16 protein-coding genes are annotated in these 24,160 nt (G+C 68.4%); 7 read left to right on the forward strand and 9 right to left on the reverse strand.

What is annotated here, in order from left to right:
- Positions 1–70: 70 nt before the first annotated feature.
- The 4 genes from LXT21_RS20175 to LXT21_RS20190 form a co-directional block, all read right to left on the reverse strand.
- Positions 71–2,539: an ABC transporter permease gene (locus LXT21_RS20175; protein ID WP_254039770.1), complete on the reverse strand. Its 2,469-nt coding sequence runs from the start codon at positions 2,537–2,539 to the stop codon at positions 71–73.
- 145 nt (positions 2,540–2,684) lie between these two features.
- Entirely contained in the window at positions 2,685–3,191 is a 507-nt protein-coding gene (locus tag LXT21_RS20180; RefSeq protein WP_254039771.1) for a DUF2780 domain-containing protein, read from the reverse strand.
- A 90-nt stretch (positions 3,192–3,281) separates the two neighbouring features.
- Positions 3,282–4,115, reverse strand: a complete 834-nt coding sequence (locus LXT21_RS20185) for a hypothetical protein (RefSeq protein ID WP_254039772.1) — start codon at positions 4,113–4,115, stop codon at positions 3,282–3,284.
- 35 nt (positions 4,116–4,150) lie between these two features.
- The gene (locus LXT21_RS20190) at positions 4,151–4,696 is read right to left on the reverse strand and encodes an ester cyclase (RefSeq protein ID WP_254039773.1); all 546 of its coding nucleotides are present in this window, start codon (positions 4,694–4,696) and stop codon (positions 4,151–4,153) included.
- 289 nt (positions 4,697–4,985) lie between these two features.
- On the opposite strand from LXT21_RS20190, the gene LXT21_RS20195 reads away from it, so the two are divergent.
- Complete coding sequence (locus LXT21_RS20195; protein WP_254039774.1) at positions 4,986–5,984, forward strand: hypothetical protein; 999 nt, start codon at positions 4,986–4,988, stop codon at positions 5,982–5,984.
- A gap of 64 nt (positions 5,985–6,048) precedes the next feature.
- On the opposite strand, the gene LXT21_RS20200 is transcribed toward LXT21_RS20195, so the two are convergent.
- Together LXT21_RS20200 and LXT21_RS20205 are read right to left on the reverse strand one after the other, a co-directional pair.
- Complete coding sequence (locus tag LXT21_RS20200; RefSeq protein ID WP_254039775.1) at positions 6,049–7,473, reverse strand: hypothetical protein; 1,425 nt, start codon at positions 7,471–7,473, stop codon at positions 6,049–6,051.
- Positions 7,474–7,619: 146 nt separating this feature from the next.
- Positions 7,620–8,702 (reverse strand): RCC1 domain-containing protein, encoded by a 1,083-nt coding sequence (locus tag LXT21_RS20205; RefSeq protein WP_254039776.1) that lies wholly within the window; start codon positions 8,700–8,702, stop codon positions 7,620–7,622.
- Between the two features lie 682 nt (positions 8,703–9,384).
- Here LXT21_RS20205 and LXT21_RS20210 point away from each other — a divergent pair.
- The 5 genes from LXT21_RS20210 to LXT21_RS20230 all read left to right on the forward strand — a co-directional run bounded on the left by LXT21_RS20210 (position 9,385) and on the right by LXT21_RS20230 (position 18,775).
- Positions 9,385–12,291, forward strand: a complete 2,907-nt coding sequence (locus LXT21_RS20210; protein ID WP_254039777.1) for a DEAD/DEAH box helicase — start codon at positions 9,385–9,387, stop codon at positions 12,289–12,291.
- A gap of 3 nt (positions 12,292–12,294) precedes the next feature.
- Positions 12,295–14,319 carry a hypothetical protein gene (locus LXT21_RS20215; RefSeq protein ID WP_254039778.1) on the forward strand — a complete coding sequence of 675 codons (2,025 nt, stop codon included), beginning with the start codon at positions 12,295–12,297 and terminating at the stop codon, positions 14,317–14,319.
- Positions 14,320–14,360: 41 nt separating this feature from the next.
- Positions 14,361–15,050: a hypothetical protein gene (locus LXT21_RS20220; RefSeq protein WP_254039779.1), complete on the forward strand. Its 690-nt coding sequence runs from the start codon at positions 14,361–14,363 to the stop codon at positions 15,048–15,050.
- 8 nt (positions 15,051–15,058) lie between these two features.
- A complete protein-coding gene (locus LXT21_RS20225; protein ID WP_254039780.1) occupies positions 15,059–16,462 on the forward strand; it encodes an EH signature domain-containing protein in 1,404 nt (467 codons plus the stop codon).
- Positions 16,463–16,546: 84 nt separating this feature from the next.
- Positions 16,547–18,775 carry an MSCRAMM family protein gene (locus LXT21_RS20230; protein ID WP_254039781.1) on the forward strand — a complete coding sequence of 743 codons (2,229 nt, stop codon included), beginning with the start codon at positions 16,547–16,549 and terminating at the stop codon, positions 18,773–18,775.
- A gap of 21 nt (positions 18,776–18,796) precedes the next feature.
- Here the strand turns inward: LXT21_RS20230 and LXT21_RS20235 are convergent, their stop codons facing one another.
- Genes LXT21_RS20235 through LXT21_RS20245 form a run of 3 tightly spaced genes read right to left on the reverse strand, consistent with a single transcriptional unit; the run spans position 18,797 to position 21,374 of the window.
- Positions 18,797–19,819 (reverse strand): ABC transporter substrate-binding protein, encoded by a 1,023-nt coding sequence (locus LXT21_RS20235; RefSeq protein WP_254039782.1) that lies wholly within the window; start codon positions 19,817–19,819, stop codon positions 18,797–18,799.
- 23 nt (positions 19,820–19,842) lie between these two features.
- On the reverse strand, positions 19,843–20,625 hold the full coding sequence (locus LXT21_RS20240) for an ABC transporter permease (protein ID WP_254039783.1): 783 nt from the start codon (positions 20,623–20,625) through the stop codon (positions 19,843–19,845).
- Positions 20,622–21,374: an ABC transporter ATP-binding protein gene (locus tag LXT21_RS20245; RefSeq protein ID WP_254039784.1), complete on the reverse strand. Its 753-nt coding sequence runs from the start codon at positions 21,372–21,374 to the stop codon at positions 20,622–20,624. The genes LXT21_RS20240 and LXT21_RS20245 overlap by 4 nt, the downstream gene beginning before the upstream one ends.
- Positions 21,375–21,645: 271 nt before the next feature.
- Between LXT21_RS20245 and LXT21_RS20250 the strand changes: the two genes are divergently transcribed.
- Entirely contained in the window at positions 21,646–24,114 is a 2,469-nt protein-coding gene (locus LXT21_RS20250; RefSeq protein WP_254039785.1) for a carboxylesterase family protein, read from the forward strand.
- Positions 24,115–24,160: the final 46 nt, after the last annotated feature.

A 24,160-nucleotide genomic window follows, 5' to 3' on the forward strand; every position in this document is an offset into this window, starting at 1 on the left:
ATGGAACGACCCTGTCCAGGTCGGATTTGACGTCTGGACAAACAGGGTGAATTCGAATTGGCTGCAGGTGTCAGTCGTACTTGAGCGCGATGATGGGGTCCACCCGCGAGGCCCGCAGCGCCGGGAGCCACGTCGCCACCAGTCCCACCGTCAGCAGCACCAGCGGCGCGGCGATGAACGACAGCGGGTCCAGGGCGCTGACGCCGTGGACGAAGCCAGACACCAGCCGCGTCAGCGCCAGCGCGCCCGCGCACCCCAGCACCACGCCGCCGGCCACCGAACCCATGCCCTGCCGGAGCACCAGTCGCACCACCTCGCCCCGCGTGGCGCCCAGCGCCAGGCGCACCCCCATCTCCCGCGTGCGCTGACTCACCAGATAGGACAACACCCCGTAGATGCCCACCGCGGCGAGCAGGAGCGCCAGCGCCGCCATCATCGCCAGCAGCACCATGTTGAAGCGCTCGGAGCCGAGGGAGCGCGCGACGTGGTCCGCAAGCTTCAGCGTCTCCATCACCGGCTGCTGCGGGTCCACCGCCCACACCTCGCGCTGGACGGCCGCGATGATCTCCGCGTGGCCTCCCGGGGCGCGCACCAGCAGGTTGCGCGGAATCATCCGCACGAGCAGGGCGGCGATGCCCTGCGACATCTGTCCCGGCGCCAGGTACATCACGGGCGGGGGCTCGTCGTTCAGGCCATCCTCGCGCACGTCTCGCACCACGCCCACCACGACGCGAGGGACCTCGTCCCGGAGGCCCGGCACCGAATGCGCCACCCGGATGCGCTGGCCCATGGGGTCCTCGCCCTGCCAGAACCGGCGCGCCGCCGTCTCGTTGATGACCACCACCGGCTCCGAGCCCGCCACGTCCGACGCCGTCAGGAGCCGTCCTCGCACCAGGCCGATGCGCAGCGCCTCGAAGTAGCCCGGGTTCACCGGACGGTACTGCCCCCAGCCCGCGCCCGGGCCGTTGTCATCGCCCGTGTACTTGCCCTCGATGGAGAACGACATGCTGGGGCCCGCGCCCATGGGCAGCGCGGCGGTGAAGCCGACCCCCTCCACGCCGGGCAACGCCCGCACGCGCTCCTCCACCTGCGCCTCGAAGCGCTCCAGGGTCTGCGGCGTGCCGTAGCGCGCCTCGGGCAGCGACATCCGGAGCACGTGGACGCCGTGCGGGTCGAAGCCCGGCTGGACGTTCTGCAGCGCGAAGAACCCCCGGATGAGCAGCGCCGCGCCCACGAGCAACATCACCGCCAGCGCCACCTGGCCCACCACGAGGAGCGCGCGCGTGCGCCCGCCCGTGGGGCCCAGCGTCGTTCGCTGGGCGCCTTGGCGCAGCGCGGTCTCCAGGTCCGTGCGAGATGCCTGCCACGCGGGCAGCAGGCCGAACAGCAGGCCCGTGAGCAGTGACGCGGCCAGCGTGAAGCCCATCACCGCGCCGTCGATGCCCACCTGGGAGCTGTCTTGGGACAGCAGGGGCGAGGTGTCCGGTGCCAATGCGAGCAGCCCGGGCAGGGCCGCCGCGGCCAGCAGCACCCCCAGTCCTCCGCCCAACACGGAGAGCAGCAGGCTCTCGGTGAGCATCTGTCGCGCGAGCCGCCCGGGGGCCGCGCCCAGCGCCGCGCGCACGACCCACTCGCGGTTGCGCGAGGCCGCTCGCGCGAGCTGGAGGTTGGCCAGGTTCACGCACGCGATGAGCAACACCAGCCCCACGGCGCCCAGCAACACCCAGAGCGCCAGTCGCAGGTCACCCGCGAGGTACGTCCTGAGCTCCACCGGGACGTACTCCTGGCCCTCGTCGAGCAGGCCCGGGCTCTCCGTGCGCACGCGTCCCCCCAGCGTCCGCAGCATGGCCGTCGCGCCGTCGAGGGTGATGCCCGGGCGCAGCCTTCCCGTGACGAAGAGGTAGTTGACGTCGGCCCGGTCGGTGAGGTCGAGCTGGAGCGGCGTCCACAGGAGCGCGCCCCGGGGATGGGCGAACGTGGCGGGGGCCACGCCCACCACCGTGTAGGGTTCGTCGTTGAGGACGATGGAGCGGCCCACCACGTCCGGTGCGCCACCGAAGCGCCGCTGCCACAGTCCCTCACTGAGGATGACCACGCGGGGGCCGCCCACCACGTCCTCCTCCGGAAGGAAGTCGCGCCCCAGCGTGGGCCTCGCGCCGAAGGTCTCGAAGAAGCTCCCGGTCACCCGGGCGCCCGATAGCCGCTCCGGCAGGCCGTCACCCACGACGCTGAAGCCCGAGAGCAACTGCTCGTGGGCGGAGACACGCGAGAAGGGTGAACCCTCCGCGGTCATCCACGTGTAGGCCGGGATGGACTGTGAGGCCGAGCGCCCATGGTCCTTGTTGACGCGCACCACCTGCATCAGCCGGTCGGGCTCGGGGAACGGCAAGGGCCGCAACAGGACGCCGTTGACCACGCTGAAGAGGGCGGTGTTCGCCCCGATGGCCAGGGCCAGCGTCAGGACCGAGACGAGCGTGAATCCCCGGCTCTTGAGCAAGAGCCGGAGGGCGAAGCGGACATCTTCGAGCAGCGCGGACACGGGGGACCTCGGGGGGCGAGTGCTGTCCTACGGTGCTTCGCGCGGGCGATTGCACGCGCGAGCCCACCCGGACCCCGGGTCTCAGCGCCGCTGGAATCCACGGTGCGTGCCCAGCTTGCCTCCGTGGCGGCGCTGGCGGACGACCTCAGCGCCCGCCGAACAGCCCGCCCAGACCTCCCAGACCGCCGCCAGAGGAACCACCGCCGGTGAGCAGGGGGAGCACCGAGAGGACCTTGTTGACGAGCGCTGGGTCCAATCGCGACTTGAGGAAGTCGAGCAGCAGCGGCGCCACGAGCGTGGCCTTGCTCGCGTCCAGGTTGAAGCGGCCGAGCAACGAGACGACGGCGGCCACCTCCGCGCCCTGCGTCGCCGCGCCACCCAGCGCGCCCAGCAGCCCTCCCGCGCCACCACCCTGGCCACCCATGAGCCCGCCGAGCGCGCCCATGAGCCCGCCACCCTCCGGCTCGGCGGGAGGCGCGGCCTTCTGCCACGTGTCCATCTCCGGGATGGCCTGGCCCAGCTGGTTCGCGGTGTCCGCGCCGAGCTTCTCCTTCACCGTGCCTTGCACCAGCTTCAGCAGGCCGCCCGCGAGGCCCTGCGCCTGCGTGCCATCGACTCCGAGCTGCTGTGAGAGCTGTCCGATGAGGTCCATGTCGTGTCCCTTCGAGTCCGCGAGGAGCCCTGCTTCGTAGCCGACCTGGGGCCTCGCGTGTAGTGGACCGTGGGAGGGTCGATGGCGCACCTATTCCCATGCGGACAGCCGGTCGAAGTCCTCCGCGGTGAATCGACCTGACTCCAGGCCATTGGTCACCCACGCGCCCTTCAAGCCCAGCGACTCGCGCAGACGCCGATAGGCCTGGACATCCGTGAGGCTGGGCGCAACGCCGCCTCCCACGTCGTCCACCGTCGCGGGCGTCGTCCACAGGCGGTCTCCCGGTTTCCGGTCGAACATGAAGTTGTGATTGTGGACGTGGGCCACGAGCGTGAAGCCCCGCGCGACGTCGCTCCTCACCCGGTCCGTCACCTCCGAGCGGAGCTTCGCGCCCACGCGGTCCGCGCCGGAGAGGTACACGCGCAGCCGTCCGTCTGCGCGCAGGACGTACGCATGGAACTCGGTGGGGTGCTCCAACATGGGGAAGCGCTGGGCTTGCCGCTGGAAGAGCCGCCACTCCAGGCAGGAGCTGGGGCCGACGGTCCCGACGCTCCCCTCGAGCACGCGCGCGCTGTTCTCCGCCTCGCGCCGGCTCGAGTCCTCCTGGGCCGAGAAGAGCACGCGGGAGCGCTCCAAGAGGGCCTTCTGCGTGAGTCCGGCTTCACCGAGGCGAGCGCGCAAGGCCTCGCGATAGCGTTGTCGCTCCTCGTCCTCGGGAGCGGGCTTCCACCACGCGGGGGCGTCCGAGAGGTCGAAGACCTCGTGCAGCTCGCCTGGAACCAGTGCCTCCGCCACGGTGATTCGCTCGGCGGGCTGTTCGAGGGGGGTGCACGAGGACCCGGCGGTGAGGGGATGGCCGGTTCGACACGCCGGCGCCACCAGGGTGAGGAGGAGGGCGCCAGCGAGTCGGAGATGTCCGCGCATGGAGGCGAGCATATCGTCCAGGACGGCGTGCGCCCTCAGTCGTCCAGCACCGGAGGTGTTGTCTGGGTGAGCACCGCCGGGGGCTCGCCGCTGGTCATGGACAACAGACCCTTGAAGCAGCGCACGGCGAGCAGCCAGTTCTTGGGCGCGCGCATGTCCAGTCCTCCCAAGAGCTGCTTGAGCATGCTGAGCGTGTCGAAATAGACGCGCTCACAGACCAGGGTCTCCGACGCGTCGAAGATGAAGAACCCCGTCATGCGCACGCGGAAGCGGCTGCCCGTGGGCGGGATGTTCCCCAGGGGGCCCAGGTGGGTCCCCATCAGCCAGAACTCGACGATGACCGCGTCGTCGCTGTGCCGCAGCGAGATGAGCTCGTGGTGCTGGTCCGGGAACGCGACGCGGGTGTTCCGGTAGTACTCGCGCACCGCGGAGCCTCCGTCGTGCACCGTCATCGTGGACACGAGCTCGTAGTGGGGGTGAGGGAACGTCGATAGGACGTCGTCCCACTGCTGCCGCACCTCGTCGCGGAAGTGGTCCAGCACCAGCTTCTGGCGGGCCTTGCGTCGAATCTCAGTCGTCATGGGGGCTCGGGGGGAATGGCGAAGAAGGGCGATGTGGGTTCGACTCGAATCTACACTGTAGGTCCGCGTGAGCCATTGCCGACCCTCGAATCGATGCGGCGTGGGTGCATATCCACAGCGAGTCTGCAAAGAAACTGAACCGTGACACGCGGTGGTGTCGGTGTCGGGCCGACCCGGCGAGGGTGGGGTCAATGTTGTCCCATTTTGTCTGTCTTTGTGTTGGGACACGCTGTGTCCCCCCTCGTGGCATGTCCGGCGAATCTCCGCCCCGCGCGAGAAGGAACATCTCATGCGTGCACTGAAGTCGCTGTCTGTCCTCGTCTCGTTGTTGGCGTGGGGCGTCGGCTGTGGTCCGGAGGCCACGTCCTTCGGGGCGGCCGAGCTGGTCATCGGGAGTCAGCAGGCGGCCGTGTCGGAGAGTGAGGTGACGCGCATCCAGGTGGTCGTCTCCGGCGCGGACTTCGCGGACATCACCCAGGCGCTGGTGAAGACCGACGGCGTCTGGGGAGGAACCCTCCAGGACATCCCCTCCGGCACCCAGCGGACCTTCAAGGTCAGCGCCTTCGGTGCTGACGACGCGCTCCTCTACGAGGGCCGGGCCCTGGGCGTCACCATCCTCGCGGGTCAGACGGTGATGATCGCCATCACCCTCCAGGACATGGTCACGCCGCAGACGCCCACCAACGAGGTGCCGGTCATCGACTCGGTGACGGTGTCGTCCACCGTGGTGGAGCCGGGCGGGGTGATTCAGTTGGGCGTGACGGCGCACGACCCCGGCGACACCCTCACGTACTACTGGACCACCATGGGGGGCGAGCTGAGCAGCACCAGCATTCCCAATCCCACGTGGAGGGCGAAATCCTCCTTGGGGACCGGGTACATCACGTTGCTCGTGAGGGACCAACGCGGCGCGGAGGTCGCCGTGCGCTTCACCATCACCATCGCGCCCCCGGGGCAAGCCCGGGGACAGGCCTCCATCCAGGTGTCCTTCAACGCGGCGCCGGTCGTCAGCGTGCAGGTCAACGAGGCCCGGGTGTTGTTGGGACAGTCCGCTTTCCTGCGCGCCAGTGTGGTCGACGCGGACGGAGGCCCGGTCACCTATCGGTGGACGGCGAGCTGCCAGGGAACCTTCTCCGCGCCCACCGCCCTGGTTTCGGATTTCAAGCCCACGGCGCTGCCCGTTGCGCCCTGCAACAACTGCCTCCTCACCCTGACGGCGAGTGATCCGTTCGGCGGCGTCCGCGCTGCCTCGGTCAACATCTGCGTGGCCGCGACCTCCATGCCTTGAGCGGACGCAGTCCTGAGCAGGGGCGGGAGGCCCGGGGCAAGGGGCCTCCCGCGTCGAGGTGCGCTCAGGGTTGGCTTCGCGGGCACGCGCGAGACGGCAGGGCCTTGGATGGCGCGACGCCCATCGCGTGGCAGGCCGTGCAGGAGGGGGGGCCGCAGTTCGGATTGGGCTTGGTGTCGTGGAAGCTCATGAGGCTGAAGAAGGGCGAAGCCGCCCGGCCCTCGAACACCGCGGAGACATCGCGCACGTTGGCGGCGTCGACGGGCGTCTGCCAGATGACCGCGTCGCCGACGCGTCCCTGCGCGGACATCAGGGCGTGGGAGTCAATCCAGGTGGGCGTCGTCGCGGCGCCCTCCCACGTGCCCGTCCGGGAGAACGAGGGACTGTATCCGTCGGCGCTCACCGTGACGTCCGAGTGGGCGACGCGGAACTGCGGGCCGCAGGACGTGAACTCCGCGGCGACGTCGACCAGGGACGCGCGGGGCAGCAGCGAGACCCATCGCCAGGTGTCCGAGGGGTTCCTTGCATTCTCGAACCCGAGCCACGTCGAGCCGACGCCATCGACGACTTCGCTCGTGGCGAGGTAGTAGTCCCCGGTGGTCTTGTTGGCGGTGAGGGACAGGGAGACGGGCGTGGTGGTCGTGGTGCTGAGGATTTCTCCGGCGGTGGACGCGATGACGGGCCAGTAGTCGTTCTGGTCCTCCGGCTTCTGCGCCAGCTTCCAGCCGAACGAGTACCCGCTGGTGCAGCCTGTCGGGAAGTAGGGCTTGCCGTACTGATACCAGGCGATGCGGATGATGGGGTTGGGCAGGGCGCCGACGTCGTTGAGCGCGACCGCGATGGCGGGATGGGAGAGCGTGTAGCTGGAGCACATCATCGAGAGGTTGATGGTGTAGCTCGTCGCCAGGGGACTGGCCTGAGCTCCCGGGAAGCTCAGATAGTTGATGTAGTTCTTGCTGGACCAGGCCAGGTAGACGAGGTCGCCCAGGCCGTCGATGGAGGTGCTCTGCACGTATTCACTCGTGTAGTCGGACGTCACCTTGAACGGCGCGCTCCAGACGCCGGTCCGGCTCCGGGAGCGGTAGTAGACGTGGTGATTCCCGGGGCCACCGGCGCCGGCGCGGAGGTACACGATGCCCACGTTGCCATTGCCATACAGGGTGATGGACGGCGCGAGCGCCGCGTTCGAGTCCACGGCCATCGGCGGGGTCCAGATGGCGCCATCCCGCGAGGTGGCGTAGTACACGATTCCCGCGTGCGTCCAGACGGTGTGCAGCCCGGCCGGGTCCCACACGGTCTGTCGTCCTCCCGCGGAGGAGAGCACGGGCGTCAATGACGGGTTCGTGTAGGTGCTGATGCTGTTCGTCAGCGCTTGGGTCGTCTCACCCAGTGGCGCCTCGGAGGGAGTGTCCCTTTCGGGTGAACAGCCTCCGAGGAGCAGGAGACACGAGCAGAGCAGGGCGGCGCGGGGAATCCAGGCAGTCGTCATGATGGCACCATGGGAAATGTCTTGATGTGGCGGTGCAATCCTAGTGAATGCCTGTGTTCACATTGTGTGAAATCTGGGTGGGTGCGCGGATACCTGGGGATGTCTCGGACGTGGGCGGGTTGGGCCGGGTGACGCGTCGGCGCGGTTCAGTGCGCGGGGAGCAGGATGGGGACATAGCGCGCGTTGTCATGGGTCCCATCGCCCAACTGCCCCCAGTCATTGCAGCCCCAGGCCCAATGCCGTCCATCCGCGGCCCGGGCGAGGGTGTGGCGCCAGCCCGCCGCGACGGAGACGATGAAGCTGGGGCCCACGGCCTGGACGGGGGTGATGCGGTTGAGGGTGGAGCCATCGCCGAGCTGGCCGCAGTCATTACCACCCCAACCCCAGACAGAGCCGTCGGCGAGGACAGCGATGACATGGCCACTCTCGCCCACCGCGATGGACGTCGCTTGAGTCACGCCAGGAACCTGGGTGAGGGGGCTGGTGGGATGGTCTCCCTGCCATTTCCAGACGGTTCCGTCGGCGCGCAGGGCCGCTGACAGCCAGCGCCCGGAGGCGATGGCGGACACCTGGGTGAGCCCGGGGCGCTGGGTCGCCACCGTGGGAGCGCTGGTGGAGATGTGCCAGACGGTTCCGTCGGCGCGCAGGGCATGCGTGAAGCCCTCTCCCGCCGTCACGTTCACGACCTGGGTGAGCCCGCCCACCTGGGTCACGGGGCGAGTGTCGCCCCACGTCCAGACGGTGCCGTCGGTGCGCACGGCCGCGGAATGGAGGGCACCCCCGGCGATGTCCTTCGCCGGGGCGAAGACGGCGACGGGCGCGGTGTGGATGTCGCTGCCATCGTCGCGAACCTGCCGGTGGATGTTCATGCCCCACGCCAGGACCACGCTGTCGGAGCGCAACGCGAGGGAGTGGTACGAGCCCGCGGAGATGCTCGTGATGTTGGAGAGTCCGGAGACGGCGACGGGCGTGTGGCGATCGAGCTGGGTGCCGTCCCCGAGCTGTCCGGCCCCATTGTGGCCCGAGCCCCAGACGGTGCCGGAAATCCCCAGGCGAAGTGAGTGCCGCTCTCCCGCCGCCACCTGTTTGGGGCCAGCGAGGGCCTGGACGCTCGTTCCCAGCGTCTCGGGGGCGGAGGAGATGTCACTGGCGCCACAACCCGTCCCGCAGAACGTCACCACCGCGCTGGACAAGACGACTCGCTGCAACCGCGTGAGAGCGTTTCGCATCCGTGGAGGCCCTTTCCTGTCATCGGGAGCGCAAGACATTGCGCGCGACGAGTCTGGGACAGGAGCCCTTCGAAACTCAATCCCGGCACGGGTGGCGGAAACGACGAATCGCCAGCGGGAAGAACCTCCCACTGGCGACCCGAGTCCTCGCCCGAATCAGGGGCGAGTCAGGCTACGGCTCCAGCTCGTAGGGATTGTTGGGGTTGTAGGGGCCGGGGCCGGCGATGATGATGACGCCACCACCACAGGTACGGGGACCACCGCGAACCTTGGTCTTGATCTGCATGGTCTGCTCCTGATGAGTGCTGCGTGAACTCCAGTCTCACGGTGACCGAGGGCCGAGCGAGACTGGAGCGCGGCATTCAATTGCACATGTAATCAGTCGTCAAGAGGCCGAGCCGATGCACTGCCTTGGACGACGTGTCGTCAAATATTTGATGCGACATGTCACGATGTCCGGCTCAACGTGAAAGCCGTCTGTTTCGTCAGGGATGCGTTGCTTCGGGTCGGCGCGTCATCGATTCATGAACTCACTGGGTGAGTCACGACACCGTGAGATGCGCGCCAAGAGGATGCCAGGTTTCCCACCGAGTGCCTATCACCCTCAGGTGGTAGTGCGAGCCTGGCGAAGGCCTGTTTCTGATTCACGTGTGCAAGCACATCCGCTTGCGGGGGCCTTCCGATGTCACCTCCCGAGGCACGAACGTCCGTTCGCCACGACCTACCCGCGCGTTGGTCCATCGACACGGGGCAGTTGTGCATCTCCCTGCTGGAGTTGGCTCCGGAACTCGCGTTCCGAGTCAGTCTGCGCAAGGCCGAGTGGCAGGCGCGCGGCTGGCTCGATGGAGACCAGCTCGTCTTCTCCCAGGGCGAATGGGCCGCCCTGGGGCGACCCGTGGAAGGGGCAGGTGACGACGAGGAGCGCGAGTCGCTGCACGAGGAATGGGCCGTGCTCCAGCACCTCCTGCTGGACCTGGTCGGGCTCGAGCAGCAGGACCTCGATTGTGAGGTGGTGGGAGTCCCGGGCGGCGCCGGAGCCCGGTATCGGGTTCGGGTTTCGGGTCTGCTCCTCCCTGACCCGCCCCAACCCATCCCCTGGTTCGTTTCGTCCGACACAGGCGAGGTCGTCCTGTTGGGCCCCTCCGCAGCGTGGGCGTGCGTGGAGGCCCGACTTGCGACCCATGCGCCCCGCAAGGAACAGCTCGCGCGGGTGATGCGCGTTCGCGGTGTCCTGGAAGAGGTGGCGCGGCGCTTGCCGGACCGGGTTCGGTACACCGCTCGGGGCTACTTGGGTCGTTTCCAACCGCAGCCCGTCGCCCGCGTTGGATTGCGCTGGGAGCAGGACCCGGAGGCGACGGAGATCGTCTCGTTGCACCCCTATGCGGTCCATCCGGATGGGACTCAATCCGCGTTGCCGCTCGCGAGCCTCCAGCCCGGAGGCATCGCGGGTGATGACGCCCGGAGGCCCCTGGTCCTTCCTGAAGGCGCTGAGCGCATCCTGGAGAACGTCCGGCCTCTCCAGCGCCGGCTCGCAGTGGATGTCCAACGAGAGCTGGAGGACCCCACGGTCATCATCCCCGAGGGTCTGAACGCGGACGGCATCGTCGACCTCTCGAAGTACTCGGAGCGCGTGCTGGGCTTCGAGGTCCTTCGAGGTCGCGACCCCACGGTGGGCATCGAGGGATCGGGACTGGAGTGGTTCGACCCCGACGACAAGGAGGGCGACTTCTCGCTCACGCTCCAGGTCGATTCGCCGGAGGGGCGCGAGGCCGCGCCGTTGCGTTTGGATTCACGAACGCTCGCGATGGAGCTCCACGTGGCCAATGAGGCCGCGTTGGCTCGAGGCGACTCCGCGCCACTCGTGGTGGCGGGGACCCGCCTCCTCCCGAGTGAGAGTCTGCGACGTCAGTTGGTGATGGCGCTCCAACTGTCGGCACCGGAGCCCGCGACGACGCCTGATGCCAGTGATGCTCCGGCGCATGCCTCTCGGGGCAGAAAGCCTATCGAGGCCGTGAAGGTGAAGGAGCTGGGCGCCTCCGCCACGCGGGGGGCGTTGGCTGGCGACGCCGACCCCGTGCCCTGGGAGTCGCTGCGCTCCGTGATGGTGACGGGCGTCGAACTCAAGCTCCATCAGCGACAGGGCATCGAGTGGCTGTGGCGCCGCGCGCGAGAGGCGACGCCCGGTGTCTTGCTGGCGGATGACATGGGGCTGGGCAAGACGCTCCAGGTCGCCTGCTTCCTCACGCTGCGGCGCATGGCGCTCCAGGCGCAGCTCCGTCCTGGAGCATGGCTGAAGCCCCAGCTCGTCGTATGCCCGACCATCCTGCTGGAGAACTGGCGGCAGGAGCTGGCGCGCTTCTTCATCGAGTCCACGTGGGCGCCGTTCATCCTCCACGGGCCCGGGCTCGAGGCCGTCAAACGCGAGGGGGAGCTCAACGGCGCCTTCCTGGCGCGACAGGACCTGGTGCTCACCAACTACGAGACGCTGGGGGCTCATCAGCGTTCGTTGCTGAAGGTGGACTTCGACGTCGTCGTGTTCGACGAGGCGCACAATCTCAAGAATCCGGACACGCTGCGCTCGCGTGCCGCCCGGGCGTTGAAGCGCTCGTTCGCGGTCGGCCTGACGGGCACTCCGGTGGAGAACGAGTTGCTGGATGTGTGGGCCCTCTACGACGCGCTTCAGTGTCGACAACCCCGGGTCTTCGGCACGCGCGCGGCGTTCCGGGAGGCGCATCAGGGGGAGCAAGCGGTCCAGACATTGCGCCAAAGGTTGGGCTACCCCTCCGAGGGTTGCACCCTCCTGCGGAGGGAGAAGGCAGAGGCGCTGAAGGAACTCCCGCCGAAGAGCCCCCATCGCAGGTTGGTCGAGATGACGGAGGCGCAGGAGTCCCACGAGCGGCTCATCGCGAGGAAGATGGTCTCGGAAGGCTCGCTCTGGGCGCTCGCCGCGCTCCAGAAGCTCTACCAGCATCCCGCGCTGCTGACGGATGCTCGCGGACTGTCCTCCGCAACCGCGCTGCGGGAGAGCCCGAAGACGCGGCTGTGTCTGGAGTTGCTGTCGGAGATTGAAAGCCAGGGCAGCGGCGAGGGAGCGCAGAAGGCCCTGGTGTTCGTCCTCTCCCGCGCGATGCAGGACCTGTTGGCGCAGCTCATCTCGGAGCGGTTCCGTCTGGGACGTGTCGACATCCTCAACGGTGAACCGGCGAGCCGGAAGGCGGCGCTCGACAACATCGAGGTCTTCTCCCGGGCGAAGGGGTTCCAGGTCTTGATTCTGAGCCCCTTGGCGGCGGGCGCCGGGCTCAACATCACCGCGGCGAACCACGTCATCCACTACGGGCGCTGGTGGAATCCGGCGAAGGAGGACCAGGCGACGGACCGTGCCCATCGCATCGGCCAGGTGCGCCCCGTCCACGTCTACTACCCGTTGCTCCATCGACGGGGCAGACCCGATGCGGGCTTCGATTTGCGGCTCCATGAGTTGGTTGAACGCAAGCGCGCCATCGCGCGCGATTTCCTGTCGCCCACGGACGAAGACGCCCAGCAGTACACGGGGGTCTTCCAAGGGGCTCGCGAAGAGGGGGAGGGCTGACACATGGAGACAATCACTTCGCTCTGGCGCGACGAGGCGCTGCGGTATGCCGTGGGGAGCATCACGGGGTTCGCACTGTTGGCCCTGGCCCTGGTGTTGTTCCGGAGGCACAAGCTGCGGCGCGCCATCGGGCTGTTGGATGCGCATCTGGAGGAGGTCCTCGAGGGACGGCGACCGGAGCCAGGGCCGCAAGAGGAGGCGAAAGCGCTGTGGCGAGCCATTCGTGAGCTGCTCGTCTTTCCTCCTGGGCGGCAGCCCGTTCCGCTGCCTGCCCTCATCCGGGCTGAGCCGTCCCAGGGGTTGCGTGAGACGTGTCGGGCGCTGTTCCGACACTCCTGGGGGCACGCGCTGGGAAAGAGCCTGACGGGCATCTCCCTGGTCATGACTTTCGGCCTGTTGGGAATGGTGCTGGTGGGGCCTGTCAGGGAGGCCTTGATGGGGGGCCGCGCGGCAGGGGCGTCGCAGGCGGAGCTGCTCTCTTCAGCCATCGGGCAGATGGGCGCGAAGTTTTTCGTCTCGGCGATGGGATTGCTGGGCTCGTTCTTGTTCCAATCCGTCGCGTCCGTCATCGAGAGCCGGTTGCTGGCACGGCTGGATGCCATGCGGTCCCGGTTCGAGTCCGCCACCCGGACGCTCGAGGCCCAAGACATCCTGCTCGCGACGGCGAGGGGGGATGCGCTGGGCACGTTGAAGGATGAGCTGGTCCAGACCCGCCGTGAGCTCTCCGAGCGACTCGCCCGATTGGAGAACGTCGAGGTGACGCTCCAGGACATCGGAACCCATGTGCTGTCGACCTTCGGCTCGATGATGAAGGAGCAGGTCGGCGACGTCATCACGCGGCAGCTCTCCGCGGTGGAGAAGGCCGTGCGGGAGATTGCCGCGGACCTGCAACGCTCCATCGCCTCGGGGTTCGCGCAAACGCTCCAGACCGAGCTGTCCACGGTTCGCGACAGCTTGGGGGCCATCCAGCAGTCGCTCGCCGGTCGACAGGAGCACGAGCTGGGGCGCATCCTCGAGCAACTTCGGGACTCCGTGTCGGGTGGCTTCCATTCCCAGTCGCAGGACATGGCTCGGCAGATGGAACAACTGATGGGGGTGCTGCCCCGGCTCGAGCAGCAGTTCGAGGCCATGGCCCGGGTGATGGGGACGCAGGCGGAGCAGTGGGGCGCGGAGAACCAGCGTTCCATCCAGGTCCTCAGTGAACGTGTCGCCACTGTCGTCGACAGCTTCGACCGTGTCCGGGATGGGTTGGTGAGTGCCACCGCGGGAGTCCTCGCCGCCTCCAAGGAGTCGTCGCAGCAACTGGGGGTGGAGAACCAGCAGATGCTCGGCCAACTGGAGCGCAGCGTGGAGTCCGTCGTGGAGAGGTTCGAGCAGGTGCTCAAGGGGATGGACGCGAGCACGCAGAGGCTCGTGGACTCGACCTCGCAGTCGGCTCAGCACCTCCAGCAGCAGACCGGGGAACAGGCGGACTTCCTGGCCCGACAGGTGGAGATGCTCCGCTCGGCCGCCAACGTGGACATGAGCAACTTCCAGAGTCGCTCCGAGGCGTTCGCGAAGGTCATGGGAACCACCCAGGACGGCCTTCGCCAACTCACGGAGCAACTGCGCAACACCGCGGCTCAACTCGTCTCCGCGACTCGGGGAGCAGGGGATACGCAAGATAAGGCGCGAGGGGCCGCGGCGCAGATGGAGCAGGTGACGCGTCAGCTCGGGGAGACCGCCAAGGAGTTCATGCAGGTCTCCCAGAGCCGCCGCGAGGTGGCCAGGGTGGAAGAGGGGCTGCTCAGCGCACAACGGCAGGCGTTCGAGCGTGTCCAGCCGGTGCTCGATGGGTTGGCGAGTCGCTACGAGGAGTCCGTCAAGGCCCAGGCGCAGACCCTGAGCGGTCAGTGGAGCAAGGTGATGCAGGACATGCAGAGCGTGGTGACGATGTCATCGGGAGAGCTTGCTCAGGGCGTCGATGCGCTCAACGAGACGGTCCAGGCGCTCAGCAAGGCGCTGACGACGCAGGTGCGGCGACCATGAGTGCCTCGGGGGATGGGAGCGAGAAGTCACTGGCAGACCTGATGGCGGGCGTCGCGGTGGTGTTCCTGCTGTTGGCGGTCATCTTCATCTTGGAAGCGCATCAGCAGCGCGAGGCAGCCATCCGGGACAAGGAGGCCGCCATCGAGAAGGTGGATTCGCAGAAGGAGGGCGTCGAGGAGTCGCTCTACGCGTTGCACTCGAGCTTGCAGGTGTTGGATGCCGAGCTGGGTGGGGGCTTCATCGCGCTCAGCGAACTGGATGGTGGTGTGAATGCCTTGGAGATTGAATTCAAGAACATGCAGTTCGAACTCGGTCAATGCCGGACCCCGCCCGCCTATGTCGAGCAGTTCGAGCGGGGGGCGGGCCCCCTCATCCATCGAGTCTGCGAAGCGGTGAACGCCATGCGGGACGCGGGCGCGGAGCCTTCCATCATCCTGGAAGGACACACCGATGACCGTCCCTTCCTGGGGACGAGTTCGGAGTGCGGGGTTCGGGACGGGGTGGTCCAGCACAGCTTCGAGAACAATGTCAGGGCCAGTGCCGCGCGTGCCCAGGAGGTGTTCTTCACCGTGCGCAAGCAACTCCGCGACGCTGGCGAGGATCGGGACTGCTTCGATTCGAACTTCGTCGTCTCGGGACGAGGGCAGACGGCGCCACGTCCGGGCGCCGATGGCGGTGATGCCGAGAACCGACGTCTCGTCATTCGCGTGCGTGGCGACCTGCGCCTGTAGGAGGCTCCATGGACCTGGACGCATGGCTGACGAAGGTGCAGGAGCGGCAGCGCACCGCGCTCGCCGGGCTCGGCACGTTCCAGCAGCAGGTGGAGCGCGGGCTGCAACAGCTTCAGTCCAGCCTGGACGAATCGCAGCGGCGCATGGATGAAAGGGAGCCAGGACGCGTCCAGCGGATGGTCGCTTCGCTCGATGTAGACGGGTTGCTCGAGAAGATGAATGGCAGGCGCTACTCGGAGTTGAGCCCGCGTGAACGACGCGTCGTGCCTTCGTTCTGGCGGAAGGTCCAGCCCGTGCGCATGGCGGAGTTCCTGGAGCAGTTTCCAGACGGTTGGTCTCGGCTCGTGAGGCAACGGCTTCGCGACTGGTGTCTGGCGGATGCGGATTCCATGCACCTGCGAGAATGGACGGGGTTGACCCGGCGCTGTCCGAAGGACTTGCCTTCGCTGCGGTGGCGTCTTCCGGTGCCCATTGAGCTTGCGCTCGAGCCAGAGGGGCCGAGAAGCGTCGCGGCGGGTTGGGGAGCCCATCCGCTGCGGGAGGTGGTGTCGCTGCTAGGGCAGGCGGGACTGCGCCCCTCGATTGGCTACGCGGGACATGTCGTCGCGGAGCACCTGTTGCGACAGTGCGTCGCTCGCGAGGACGTGTCGGAGTCCCTGCTGTTCCTGGTTGATTCTCAGGAGGGGCGGGCGTGGCTGCCGGGCGTGAGTGGCGGAGGGAGTGTCCTGGGCGCTCCGGTGGAGGCGCGCGTCGCCGTCGTCGCGACACTGCTGGAGTGTCGTGCGCGAGGGCGCGTCGGCAAGGACGTGCAGGCCCGCGTCGAGGAGCGGCTCGTCGCGAGGGACAGCGTCTTCGGGGACCCGCGACTGTCCACCCTGACGGAGGCGTGGAGCGCCGTTCGCAAGTGCTCGAAGCAGGCGTTCGATGCGTTCTTGTCGGCGCTCATCCAGCAGGACCTCGAGTTCTTCTTCGAGAAAGCGATGAACGAACGGGACCGGCATGCCTTTTGGTTGCGCTACCTGGGCGTCATCCAATCGACGACCTGCTGGCTGGCGCCGGATACCTACGACGCGTTGCAGAGGAGCGTCAGAACGCTCCCCCTGGAGCAGCAAGCCGCGTTCAGGAGGGCGAGGCGCTTGGCGAAAGGTGACGTGAGCGCCTTCTGTTTGCGGTTCAGCGAGTACTCGGTGGTCGAATTCTCCGACACAGGGAATGCGACGTATGTTTATGGGCACAGTGTCTTCAGTGGCAGGGTGCTGGGAGGCGGGGTGGAGAGCGCGAATGACCTCAAGGTCCGGCGTGAGGCGAAGGACCGGTTGCATCATCATTCGAACTGGGAGCCTCGGTTCGAGCAGGCGCTTCTGGAGTTGGGCATCGAGCGCAAGCCCCCGGGGCCGAAGCGCTCGTCTTGAAACTGCGTTCGACGCCAAGTCCCAAGTGCACATGGGTTCAGCGTCATGTTCGAGCCTGATAGCGTCGTCGCCACGGGAGGGCGCATGCTCAGGTCATTCGTGGTGGCGATCATCCTCGGCGTCCTTGTCGTGTGCGTGGCGCTCGTCTCGAATGAGCGCTCGACGACGCAGGCGGCGATGCTCCCGGTGCGGGAGCTCACCGCGACACCGCCGGACGAAGCGCCGTCGACCCTTGGCGCGTCCGAGGAACCTCTCGAGGGCGCCCAGCAGCACCCAGCCTCCGCTGTCCTCCTGGAGGGCATCATCCTCGACGAGGACGACCAGCCAGTGACGGCGGCCACGGTGGTCGCGATGACACCCCCCCGACTGATGAAGGCTGTCGCCCGACCCACCGGTGAGTTGGACCCCGTGGAACAGGTGGGGGGAGTGACGCAGTGGTTCGGAGACTACGCCTCCGACCGGTTCGAGATGGAGGTCGACGACGCGGGCCGCTTCGTCCTCGAGGTGGCCCAGGCGGGGTCGCACTTCCTCGTCGCCTCGGCGGAGGGCTTCGTCGTCACGCGCGTGGACGTCTCGGCGCCAGCCAAGGACCTCCGGCTCGTCCTGCGCGCCGGTGGGCAGGTGGAGGGCACCGTGGTCAGCGCCACGGGAATCGCACTCCCGGACGTGAATCTCTTCCTGTTCGCCGATGGCATCCAGACCCATGTCGCCGAGAGCAAGAGCGATGAACAGGGGCGCTTCCAACTGCACACCGTGCTGCCTGGCCGATACAAACTCGCGGCGGTCTTCGACACGGGCGCGCCGCATCGGGTGTCGCGTGTCATTGATGTCCGTCCCTCGGAGCCGACGACGGTGACCTTGCGGATGGACACCGGTCGCTCCGTGTCCGGCACCGTGGTGGACGAAGCCAACCGCCCCGTGGCTCACGCCGAGGTGTCGGCCCGGTCGGACCCGGAAGCCCACGCCGAACTGTACGAGCGAGAGCGCGGCCCGCGGGTGTCGGCTTCGTCCGCGCGCACGGATGACTCGGGGCGCTTCACGGTCCACCACCTGTTACCAGGAACATGCCTCCTCTCCGTCGAGAAGCCTGGCTACGTGCAGCGTGAGCACGACGGCGAGGACTCCCAGCGCACCGTCGTGGCGGGTGCGACGGACGTGACGCTGGTGATGCGCTATCAGGGCAGCATCCGGGGACGGCTCCGGCGCTCGGACGGCTCGCCCATCACCCGCTTCAGCATCAACGACGAGCCCATCGAGCACGACGACGGGGCCTTCCGGCTCCCCCTCCAGCAACCGGGCATGACCTGGCTGACGCTCGAAGCGCCGGACCTGCTGCGCACCGTCCGCGAGGTGCCAGTCGAGCCCGGTCAGGACGTGGACCTGGGTGACCTCGTCCTCGACGCAGGGCTTCGCATACGAGGGCGGGTGCTGGACACGAGGACCTCCGCTCCCATCGAGGGCGCGAAGGTCGCCGTCCGGCACACGCAGGCCGGCTCCGAGGGCATCGCGGCGCCCGAGCTGGCGAGCGCGAAGACGGACGCGACAGGTGCCTTCGCGCTCGCTCCAGTGGAGGCCGGCTCGCTGCGCTTGGACGTCTCGCGCTCCGGCTGTCTACCCCTGCGAAGCTCGCTGCGCGTGAGCGAGGAGCCGCTGGAGCTGCGCCTCTCCTCGGGTGCGCGAGTGACGGGCACCGTGAAGGACCGTGAGGGGCGGCCCGCGAACGTGGTGTTGCGAGTATTTCCCCTGGGGGACCACCCGGGCCACTCGCCCACCAGCGTGCAGGTCCGGGACGGCACCTTCGATGTGGCTGGGCTGGAGCCCGGGGAGTACGCCTTCAAGGTCCTCTCCGTGCACGACTCCCTGGGGAGCGTCTGGTCGGAGAGGCGCTCTGGCCGCTATGTCCCCCGCAGGGTGACGCTGGCGCCCGAGGAGCAGCGGGTGCTCCAACTCCAGGAGCGGGAGGGGCGCTCCTCGCTGCGTCTGCGCATGCCCCGCTTCACGGGTGTCACCCCCGAGGATGTCGCTCCTCACGCAGCCGTGCTCATCCCGGGGACCGTTCCGCAGGTGCGCACCTATTCACGCTTCGAGCGGCTCATGCGCGAGCAGGGCGTGCCCGGCCCGCCGAAGCCGTCCTCTGCCGAAGTCGTCTACGACGCGCTGCCCGCGGGCCGTTACACGTACGTGCTCGTCGGAAAGCGTCCCCAGGGAGGCGCCTACCTCGTGCACACCGAAGTGCTGGAGGTGCCCGAGGCCCAGGGCGTGACCCGGGACCTCCAGCCCGTCTGGACGCCCATCACACACATCATCCTCTGACGGAGGATGCGCGACAGGACGTCACTCCCGCGCGCCGTTGAACTCCGGCAGCAGGTACTCATCCACGGCGGGGACCTTGTCGATGATGCCCAGCTCCACGAGCTGCTGGGAGAGCTGCTCCCACCGCTCGCGCTTCATCATCCCCAGGCCCCGGGTCCGCGTCTCCTCGGTCTCGATGAGCGGCTTCTGGGCCTCGGCCGCGGCGGCGAACGTCTCCGCGTCCATCGTCGTGTTCAGCTTGCCCATCACCGCGTTGGTCGGCCCCGGGTTGTCCAGATACGTGCGCCAGCCCTCCCGCACCGCCGCCACGAACGCCTTCACCTGCTCGGGATGCTCCTTCCAGTACTGCTTCCGGGTGATGACCACGGCGATGTACGGATTGAAGCCCTCGTCGGCCACCAGGAACACGGCCGGCGTGGCGCCCTGCCGCTTCGCGGCGATGGGCTCCGCGGTGACGAAGCACTGCTGGGCGAAGTCCTTGTCCGCGAGGAAGCGCGCCACGCCTCCGTCGTAGGGCACCACCTTCACCTTGTCGAAGCTGTACTTCTTCTTCAGGAAGGCCACGTAGGAGAGGCCCGGCTCCAGCGCCACCGTGCCCGAGGACAACACGTCCTTGATGCCCTTCGCCCCACGAGACGCGTGGGCCATGATGGCGTGCGGCGACGTCTGGTACACCGCGAACAGCGGAATCACATCCAGGCCCCGGGCGCGCGCGGTGATGATTTCATCCGCGCCGCTGATGCCGAACTCCGCCTTGCCCATGGCCACCATCTGCGGCACCGGCGCGCCCGCGCCGCCGCCCAGGATGTCCACGTCGAGCCCGTGACGGGTGAAGGCCCCCGACTCGCGCGCCGCGTAGAACCCGCCGAACTCCGGCTCCGGCACCCAGTTGAGCGCCAGCTTCACCTTGGCCAACGCGGCCTTCTGCGGCGCCGGGGTGCCCGCCTGGGCGCCCTGGGGGGGCTCCTCCTTCTGACGCGAACAGGCGCTCGCGGCCAACAGCAGCCCCACGCACCCCCACAGCTTCACGAGACGTCCGCTCACGTTCTGCCTCCCTCCCACGTGACTCAATTCCCCTGCGCCGACGGGTGCCAGCGCCGCAGCAGCCGGGCCCCGGTCAGGCTCACCGCCCCGAACAACACCAGCCCCAACCCCGACGCCGCCAGCACCGCCGCGAACAACAGGTCCGTGCGCAGCTGACGGTACGCGGACAGCACCAGGATTCCCAGCCCCGCCGAGCCCTCGGAGAAGCCTGCGACGAACTCGCCGACGATGGCGCCGATGACCGACAGGCCCGAGGCAATCTTCAACCCGGTGAACAGGTGCGGCAGCGCCGCGGGCAGCTCCAGCTTCCACAGCGTGGCGAAGCGTCCGGCGCCATACAGCCGGAACATGTCCCGCAGCGCCGGCTCCACCGAGCGCAGCCCGGTGAGCGTGTTGGCGATGACCGGGAACAACGAGACGATGAAGGACGACACCGCGACGGCGCGAGGGCCCGGGCCGAACCACAACACCAGCAGCGGCGCGATGGCCACGATGGGCACCGTCTGCAGGAAGAGCGTGTACGGGTAGAGCGCGCGCTCCACCATCCGTGAGGACGCCAGCAGCACGGCCACGAGCACGCCCAGCACCGCGCTCAACCCGAAGCCCACCAGGGCCGCGCGTCCCGTGGTGAGCGCCGCGCCGAGGAGCGCGCCCGCCTCCCGGGCTCCCGCCGTCCCCACGGCCGAGGGCGGCGGCACCAGCCAGACTGGAATCTCGAAGAGGCGCACCGTGCCTTCCCAGAGCGTCAGCAGCACGACGAGCGCCACCAGCGGAGGCAGCGCCGCGCGAAGGGCCGGGCGGTTCACCAGCGCTCTCCTTGTTCCAGGGCCTCGTGGAGCAGGCGGGCCTCGCGCGCGAAGGAGGCCTCGGTGCGCAGGTCCGCGCCGCGCTCGGCGGGCAGCTCCAGCGTCCGGTCCAGCACCACGCGCGCGGGGCGCCGCGACAGCACCACGGCCCGCTCGGCCAGGTAGGCGGCCTCGGAGAGGGAGTGGGTGACGAAGAGCACCGTCATCCCCAACTGGCGCCACAGCGCGCGGAGTTGGTCATCGAGCCGGCCGCGCGTCAGCTCGTCCAACGCCGCGAAGGGCTCGTCCAGGAGCAGCAGCCGGGGCCGGGTGACGAGCGCGCGCGCCAGGGACACGCGCATGCGCATGCCGCCGGACAGCTCGGCCGGATGGCGCTCCGTGGCGTCGCCCAGGCCCACCTGCTCGAGCACCGCGCGCGCGGCGGCCTGTCGCTCCGGCCGGGGTACGCCGGTCAGCTCCAGCGGCAGCGCCGCGTTGTCCAACACCGAGCGCCACGGCAGCAGGTGCGCGTCCTGGAACACGTACGCGATGGGCGCGCGCTCACCGTGGGTGCGCTCCAGCGTCGGCGTGAAGGTGATGTGCCCGGCCTCCGCGCGGTCCAACCCGGCCACCAGCCGCAGCAGCGTGGACTTGCCACAGCCAGAGGGCCCGAGCAGCGCCACGAACGAGCCGGGCGCTACTTCCAGGTCCAGCCCCGACAGCACGGCGAGGTCACCCGGGAAGGCGCGGCGCAGGCCCTCGACCTTCACGCGGACGCCCCCACTTCCGGAGACGGGGGCTGGGGGAGCGGGGGGAGCGAGGCCAGGAGGCGCCATGGAAGGGGCGTTTCTAACCGTCCTGACCTCGCGAGGCGAGCGTGGATCTCACCCCCAGGGACGTCGGCGCGGGGCGCGTGTGGCGGTTCCACCGGAGCATCCGGGTACAGATGCAACAACATCACGAATCCGAGAGAATCTGAAATTCATGTAATTTGAGCTATGTCTGGATATCATGGTGGTGAACCAAGGAGGGTTCTCCATCATGCGTATCTTCCGCCGGGCCATGCCCGGACTTCCCATGTTCGCGGTGGTCTCACTGCTCCTGCAGGTCTGGGGCGTCTCCGAGGCCGAGGCCGCCGAGCGGCGCTTCCTGGTCGACTTCGGTGACGGGCCCACGGCCACGCCGGGGTGGAACAACCTCCACTTCGGCTCCACCGGCTCTTCGTTGAACAACCTGGTGGACAGCGCGGGCGTGGGCTCGGGGCTGTCGCTCCAGATAACGGACGGGTTCTGGCAGGGGTGGACGGGCGCCTACAACGGCGGCGGCACCACCGCGAGCACCGTCTATCCCGCGTCGGCCACGCGGGACACGTTCTTCATCGGCACCAACGAGGGGACGACGGACACGCAGGCGCAGGTCCGCCTCTCCGGGCTGGCCATCAACGGCACCTACTCGCTGCGCTTCTATGCGTCGCGGATGGCGGGTGACACGGCGGACCGGACGACGCGCTATGCGGTGGGCGCGCAGGCGGTGGAGTTGCAGGCGACCAACAACATCGACGGCGTGGTGCAGCTGACGAACCTGGTGCCCTCGAACGGCGCGCTGGACATCACCGTGACGATGAAGCCCGGCGCCATCTTCGGCTACCTGGGCGTGCTCGAGGTCATCGAGCAGGACGGCGGCGTGGTGGTGAACCAGCCGCCCGTGGTGAACGCGGGGGCCGACCGCACCGTGCCGCTGCCCACCAACACGGTGGCGCTGCAGCAGTCCTTCTCCGACCCGGAGGGGCAGGCCACCACCTTCGTGTGGACGCAGGTCTCCGGTCCCACCACGGCCCGGCTGTACCAGAACCCCTGGACTCCGCTCGTCGCGAGCAACCTGGCGCAGGGCACCTACGTCTTCCGGCTCACGGTGACGGATGCCCTGGGCGCGAGCGCGTCCGATGACGTGAGCGTGTCCGTGGTGCCGAGCACGGGGAGCGGCACGCCCTTCCTGCGCACCCTCACGGAGAAGTCCGTCACGGCGAGCGGCAAGGTCATCCACTACTACGAGTCACTGCCTCGCGGGTACAACACGGACCCGAACCGCAAGTGGCCGGTCATCGTCTTCCACCACGGCGTCGGCGAGAAGGGCAGCACCCCCGAGTCGCTGCCGAGCGTCCTCGGCAACATGACGCTCGTGCGGGACAACGTGCCGCTGGAGTTCGACATCAACGGCGTCACCGAGTCCTTCATCGTCCTGATTCCGCAGCTCCACGGGAACTACGGCGACTGGCAGGACTTCTTCACGCAGGCGATGATCGACTCGGCGAAGACGAACCTCCGGACCGACGCGGACCGCGTGTACCTGATGGGCTTCTCGCTGGGCGCGTTCCACACCTGGAGCTTCCCGCAGCGCTCGGACACGAACGCCCGGCAGATCGCCGCCATCGTTCCCTTCTCGGGCGGACGCGTCTACAGCGTGAACGGCGTGTCTCAAATCTGCCGGCTGGCCACCTCGAAGGTGCCCGTGTGGACGTTCCACGCGGCGGACGACGGCACGGTGCACGTGAGCTACACGGACGCCGCGGTGAACGGCCTCAACGGCTGCTCACCCGCGCCGGACCCGGCGCCGCGCTACACGCGCCCCGCCACGGGGAACCATTGGATCATCGGCTCGGGCGCGTCGCCGACGCAGCCGCCGGCCAACAACATCTATCACTGGATGCTCTCGCACCGTCGCGTCAGCACGCCGCCGCCCGTCACCCAGCGCACGCTCACGCCGAGGACGACCACGGTGCCCAAGCTCTGGAATGCACAGTTGGGCTACTACGAGTCGCTGCCGCGCGGGTATGACGCCAACCCGAGCCGCCAGTGGCCGCTGCTCGTCTTCCTCCATGGCATGGGGGAGCGTGGCAACGGCACGACGGAGCTGTCCAGGGTGCTGCGGCATGGCGTGCCCGCGCAGATCAACGCGGGGCATCCGCTGGAGTTCACTGTCAACGGGGTGACCGAGTCCTTCGTGGTGCTCGCGCCCCAGCTCGGCGAGAGCGGCTCGAGTTGGCATCCCTATCTGGTCGAGCGCCTGCTCGACGTCGCGCAGACGAGCTACCGCATCAACCCCAAGCGCGTGTACCTGACGGGCGTGTCGCTGGGCGGCTTCGGCACGACGGCCTTCGTGGAGCTCTCCCTCGCGAACGCCCAGCGCATCGCGGCCATCGCGCCCACGGATGGCGCCCACTATGGCGGCATCGTCTGGACGCCGGACCTGGACAACGTGACGACCAACGCCTGCTATCTCGCGCAGGCCGACGTGAAGGTCTGGCAGTTCTACGGGAAGAACGACGGAGATTGGGCGTGGACGGCCTCGGACTTCGTCACGCGTCTGAACGCCTGCGCGCCCCCGTCACCGACGTTGGTGACTCGCTACGATGACCTGGGGCATGCGGCCTACACCCGGGCCTATTACACGGACCACACGTATCACTCCCCGAACCTCTACGAGTGGCTGCTCGCGCAGCAGCGCCCGTAGTGGATGAAGTGGGGCCCCGCTGCTCGCACGGAGCGGGGCTCTGGGC

It is taken from the genome of Myxococcus guangdongensis (assembly GCF_024198255.1).
GTDB lineage: Bacteria > Myxococcota > Myxococcia > Myxococcales > Myxococcaceae > Myxococcus > Myxococcus guangdongensis.

What these genes read in the sequence shown, in the direction of transcription:
- LXT21_RS20185 (WP_254039772.1), bottom strand. Translation starts at nt 4,115, where the DNA reads ATGCGCGGACATCTCCGACTCGCTGGCGCCCTCCTCCTCACCCTGGTG.
- LXT21_RS20225 (WP_254039780.1), top strand. Translation starts at nt 15,059, where the DNA reads ATGGACCTGGACGCATGGCTGACGAAGGTGCAGGAGCGGCAGCGCACC.
- LXT21_RS20230 (WP_254039781.1), top strand. Translation starts at nt 16,547, where the DNA reads ATGCTCAGGTCATTCGTGGTGGCGATCATCCTCGGCGTCCTTGTCGTG.
- LXT21_RS20200 (WP_254039775.1), bottom strand. Translation starts at nt 7,473, where the DNA reads ATGACGACTGCCTGGATTCCCCGCGCCGCCCTGCTCTGCTCGTGTCTC.
- LXT21_RS20190 (WP_254039773.1), bottom strand. Translation starts at nt 4,696, where the DNA reads ATGACGACTGAGATTCGACGCAAGGCCCGCCAGAAGCTGGTGCTGGAC.
- LXT21_RS20220 (WP_254039779.1), top strand. Translation starts at nt 14,361, where the DNA reads ATGGCGGGCGTCGCGGTGGTGTTCCTGCTGTTGGCGGTCATCTTCATC.
- LXT21_RS20195 (WP_254039774.1), top strand. Translation starts at nt 4,986, where the DNA reads ATGCGTGCACTGAAGTCGCTGTCTGTCCTCGTCTCGTTGTTGGCGTGG.
- LXT21_RS20250 (WP_254039785.1), top strand. Translation starts at nt 21,646, where the DNA reads ATGCGTATCTTCCGCCGGGCCATGCCCGGACTTCCCATGTTCGCGGTG.
- LXT21_RS20210 (WP_254039777.1), top strand. Translation starts at nt 9,385, where the DNA reads ATGTCACCTCCCGAGGCACGAACGTCCGTTCGCCACGACCTACCCGCG.
- LXT21_RS20215 (WP_254039778.1), top strand. Translation starts at nt 12,295, where the DNA reads ATGGAGACAATCACTTCGCTCTGGCGCGACGAGGCGCTGCGGTATGCC.
- LXT21_RS20180 (WP_254039771.1), bottom strand. Translation starts at nt 3,191, where the DNA reads ATGGACCTCATCGGACAGCTCTCACAGCAGCTCGGAGTCGATGGCACG.
- LXT21_RS20205 (WP_254039776.1), bottom strand. Translation starts at nt 8,702, where the DNA reads ATGCGAAACGCTCTCACGCGGTTGCAGCGAGTCGTCTTGTCCAGCGCG.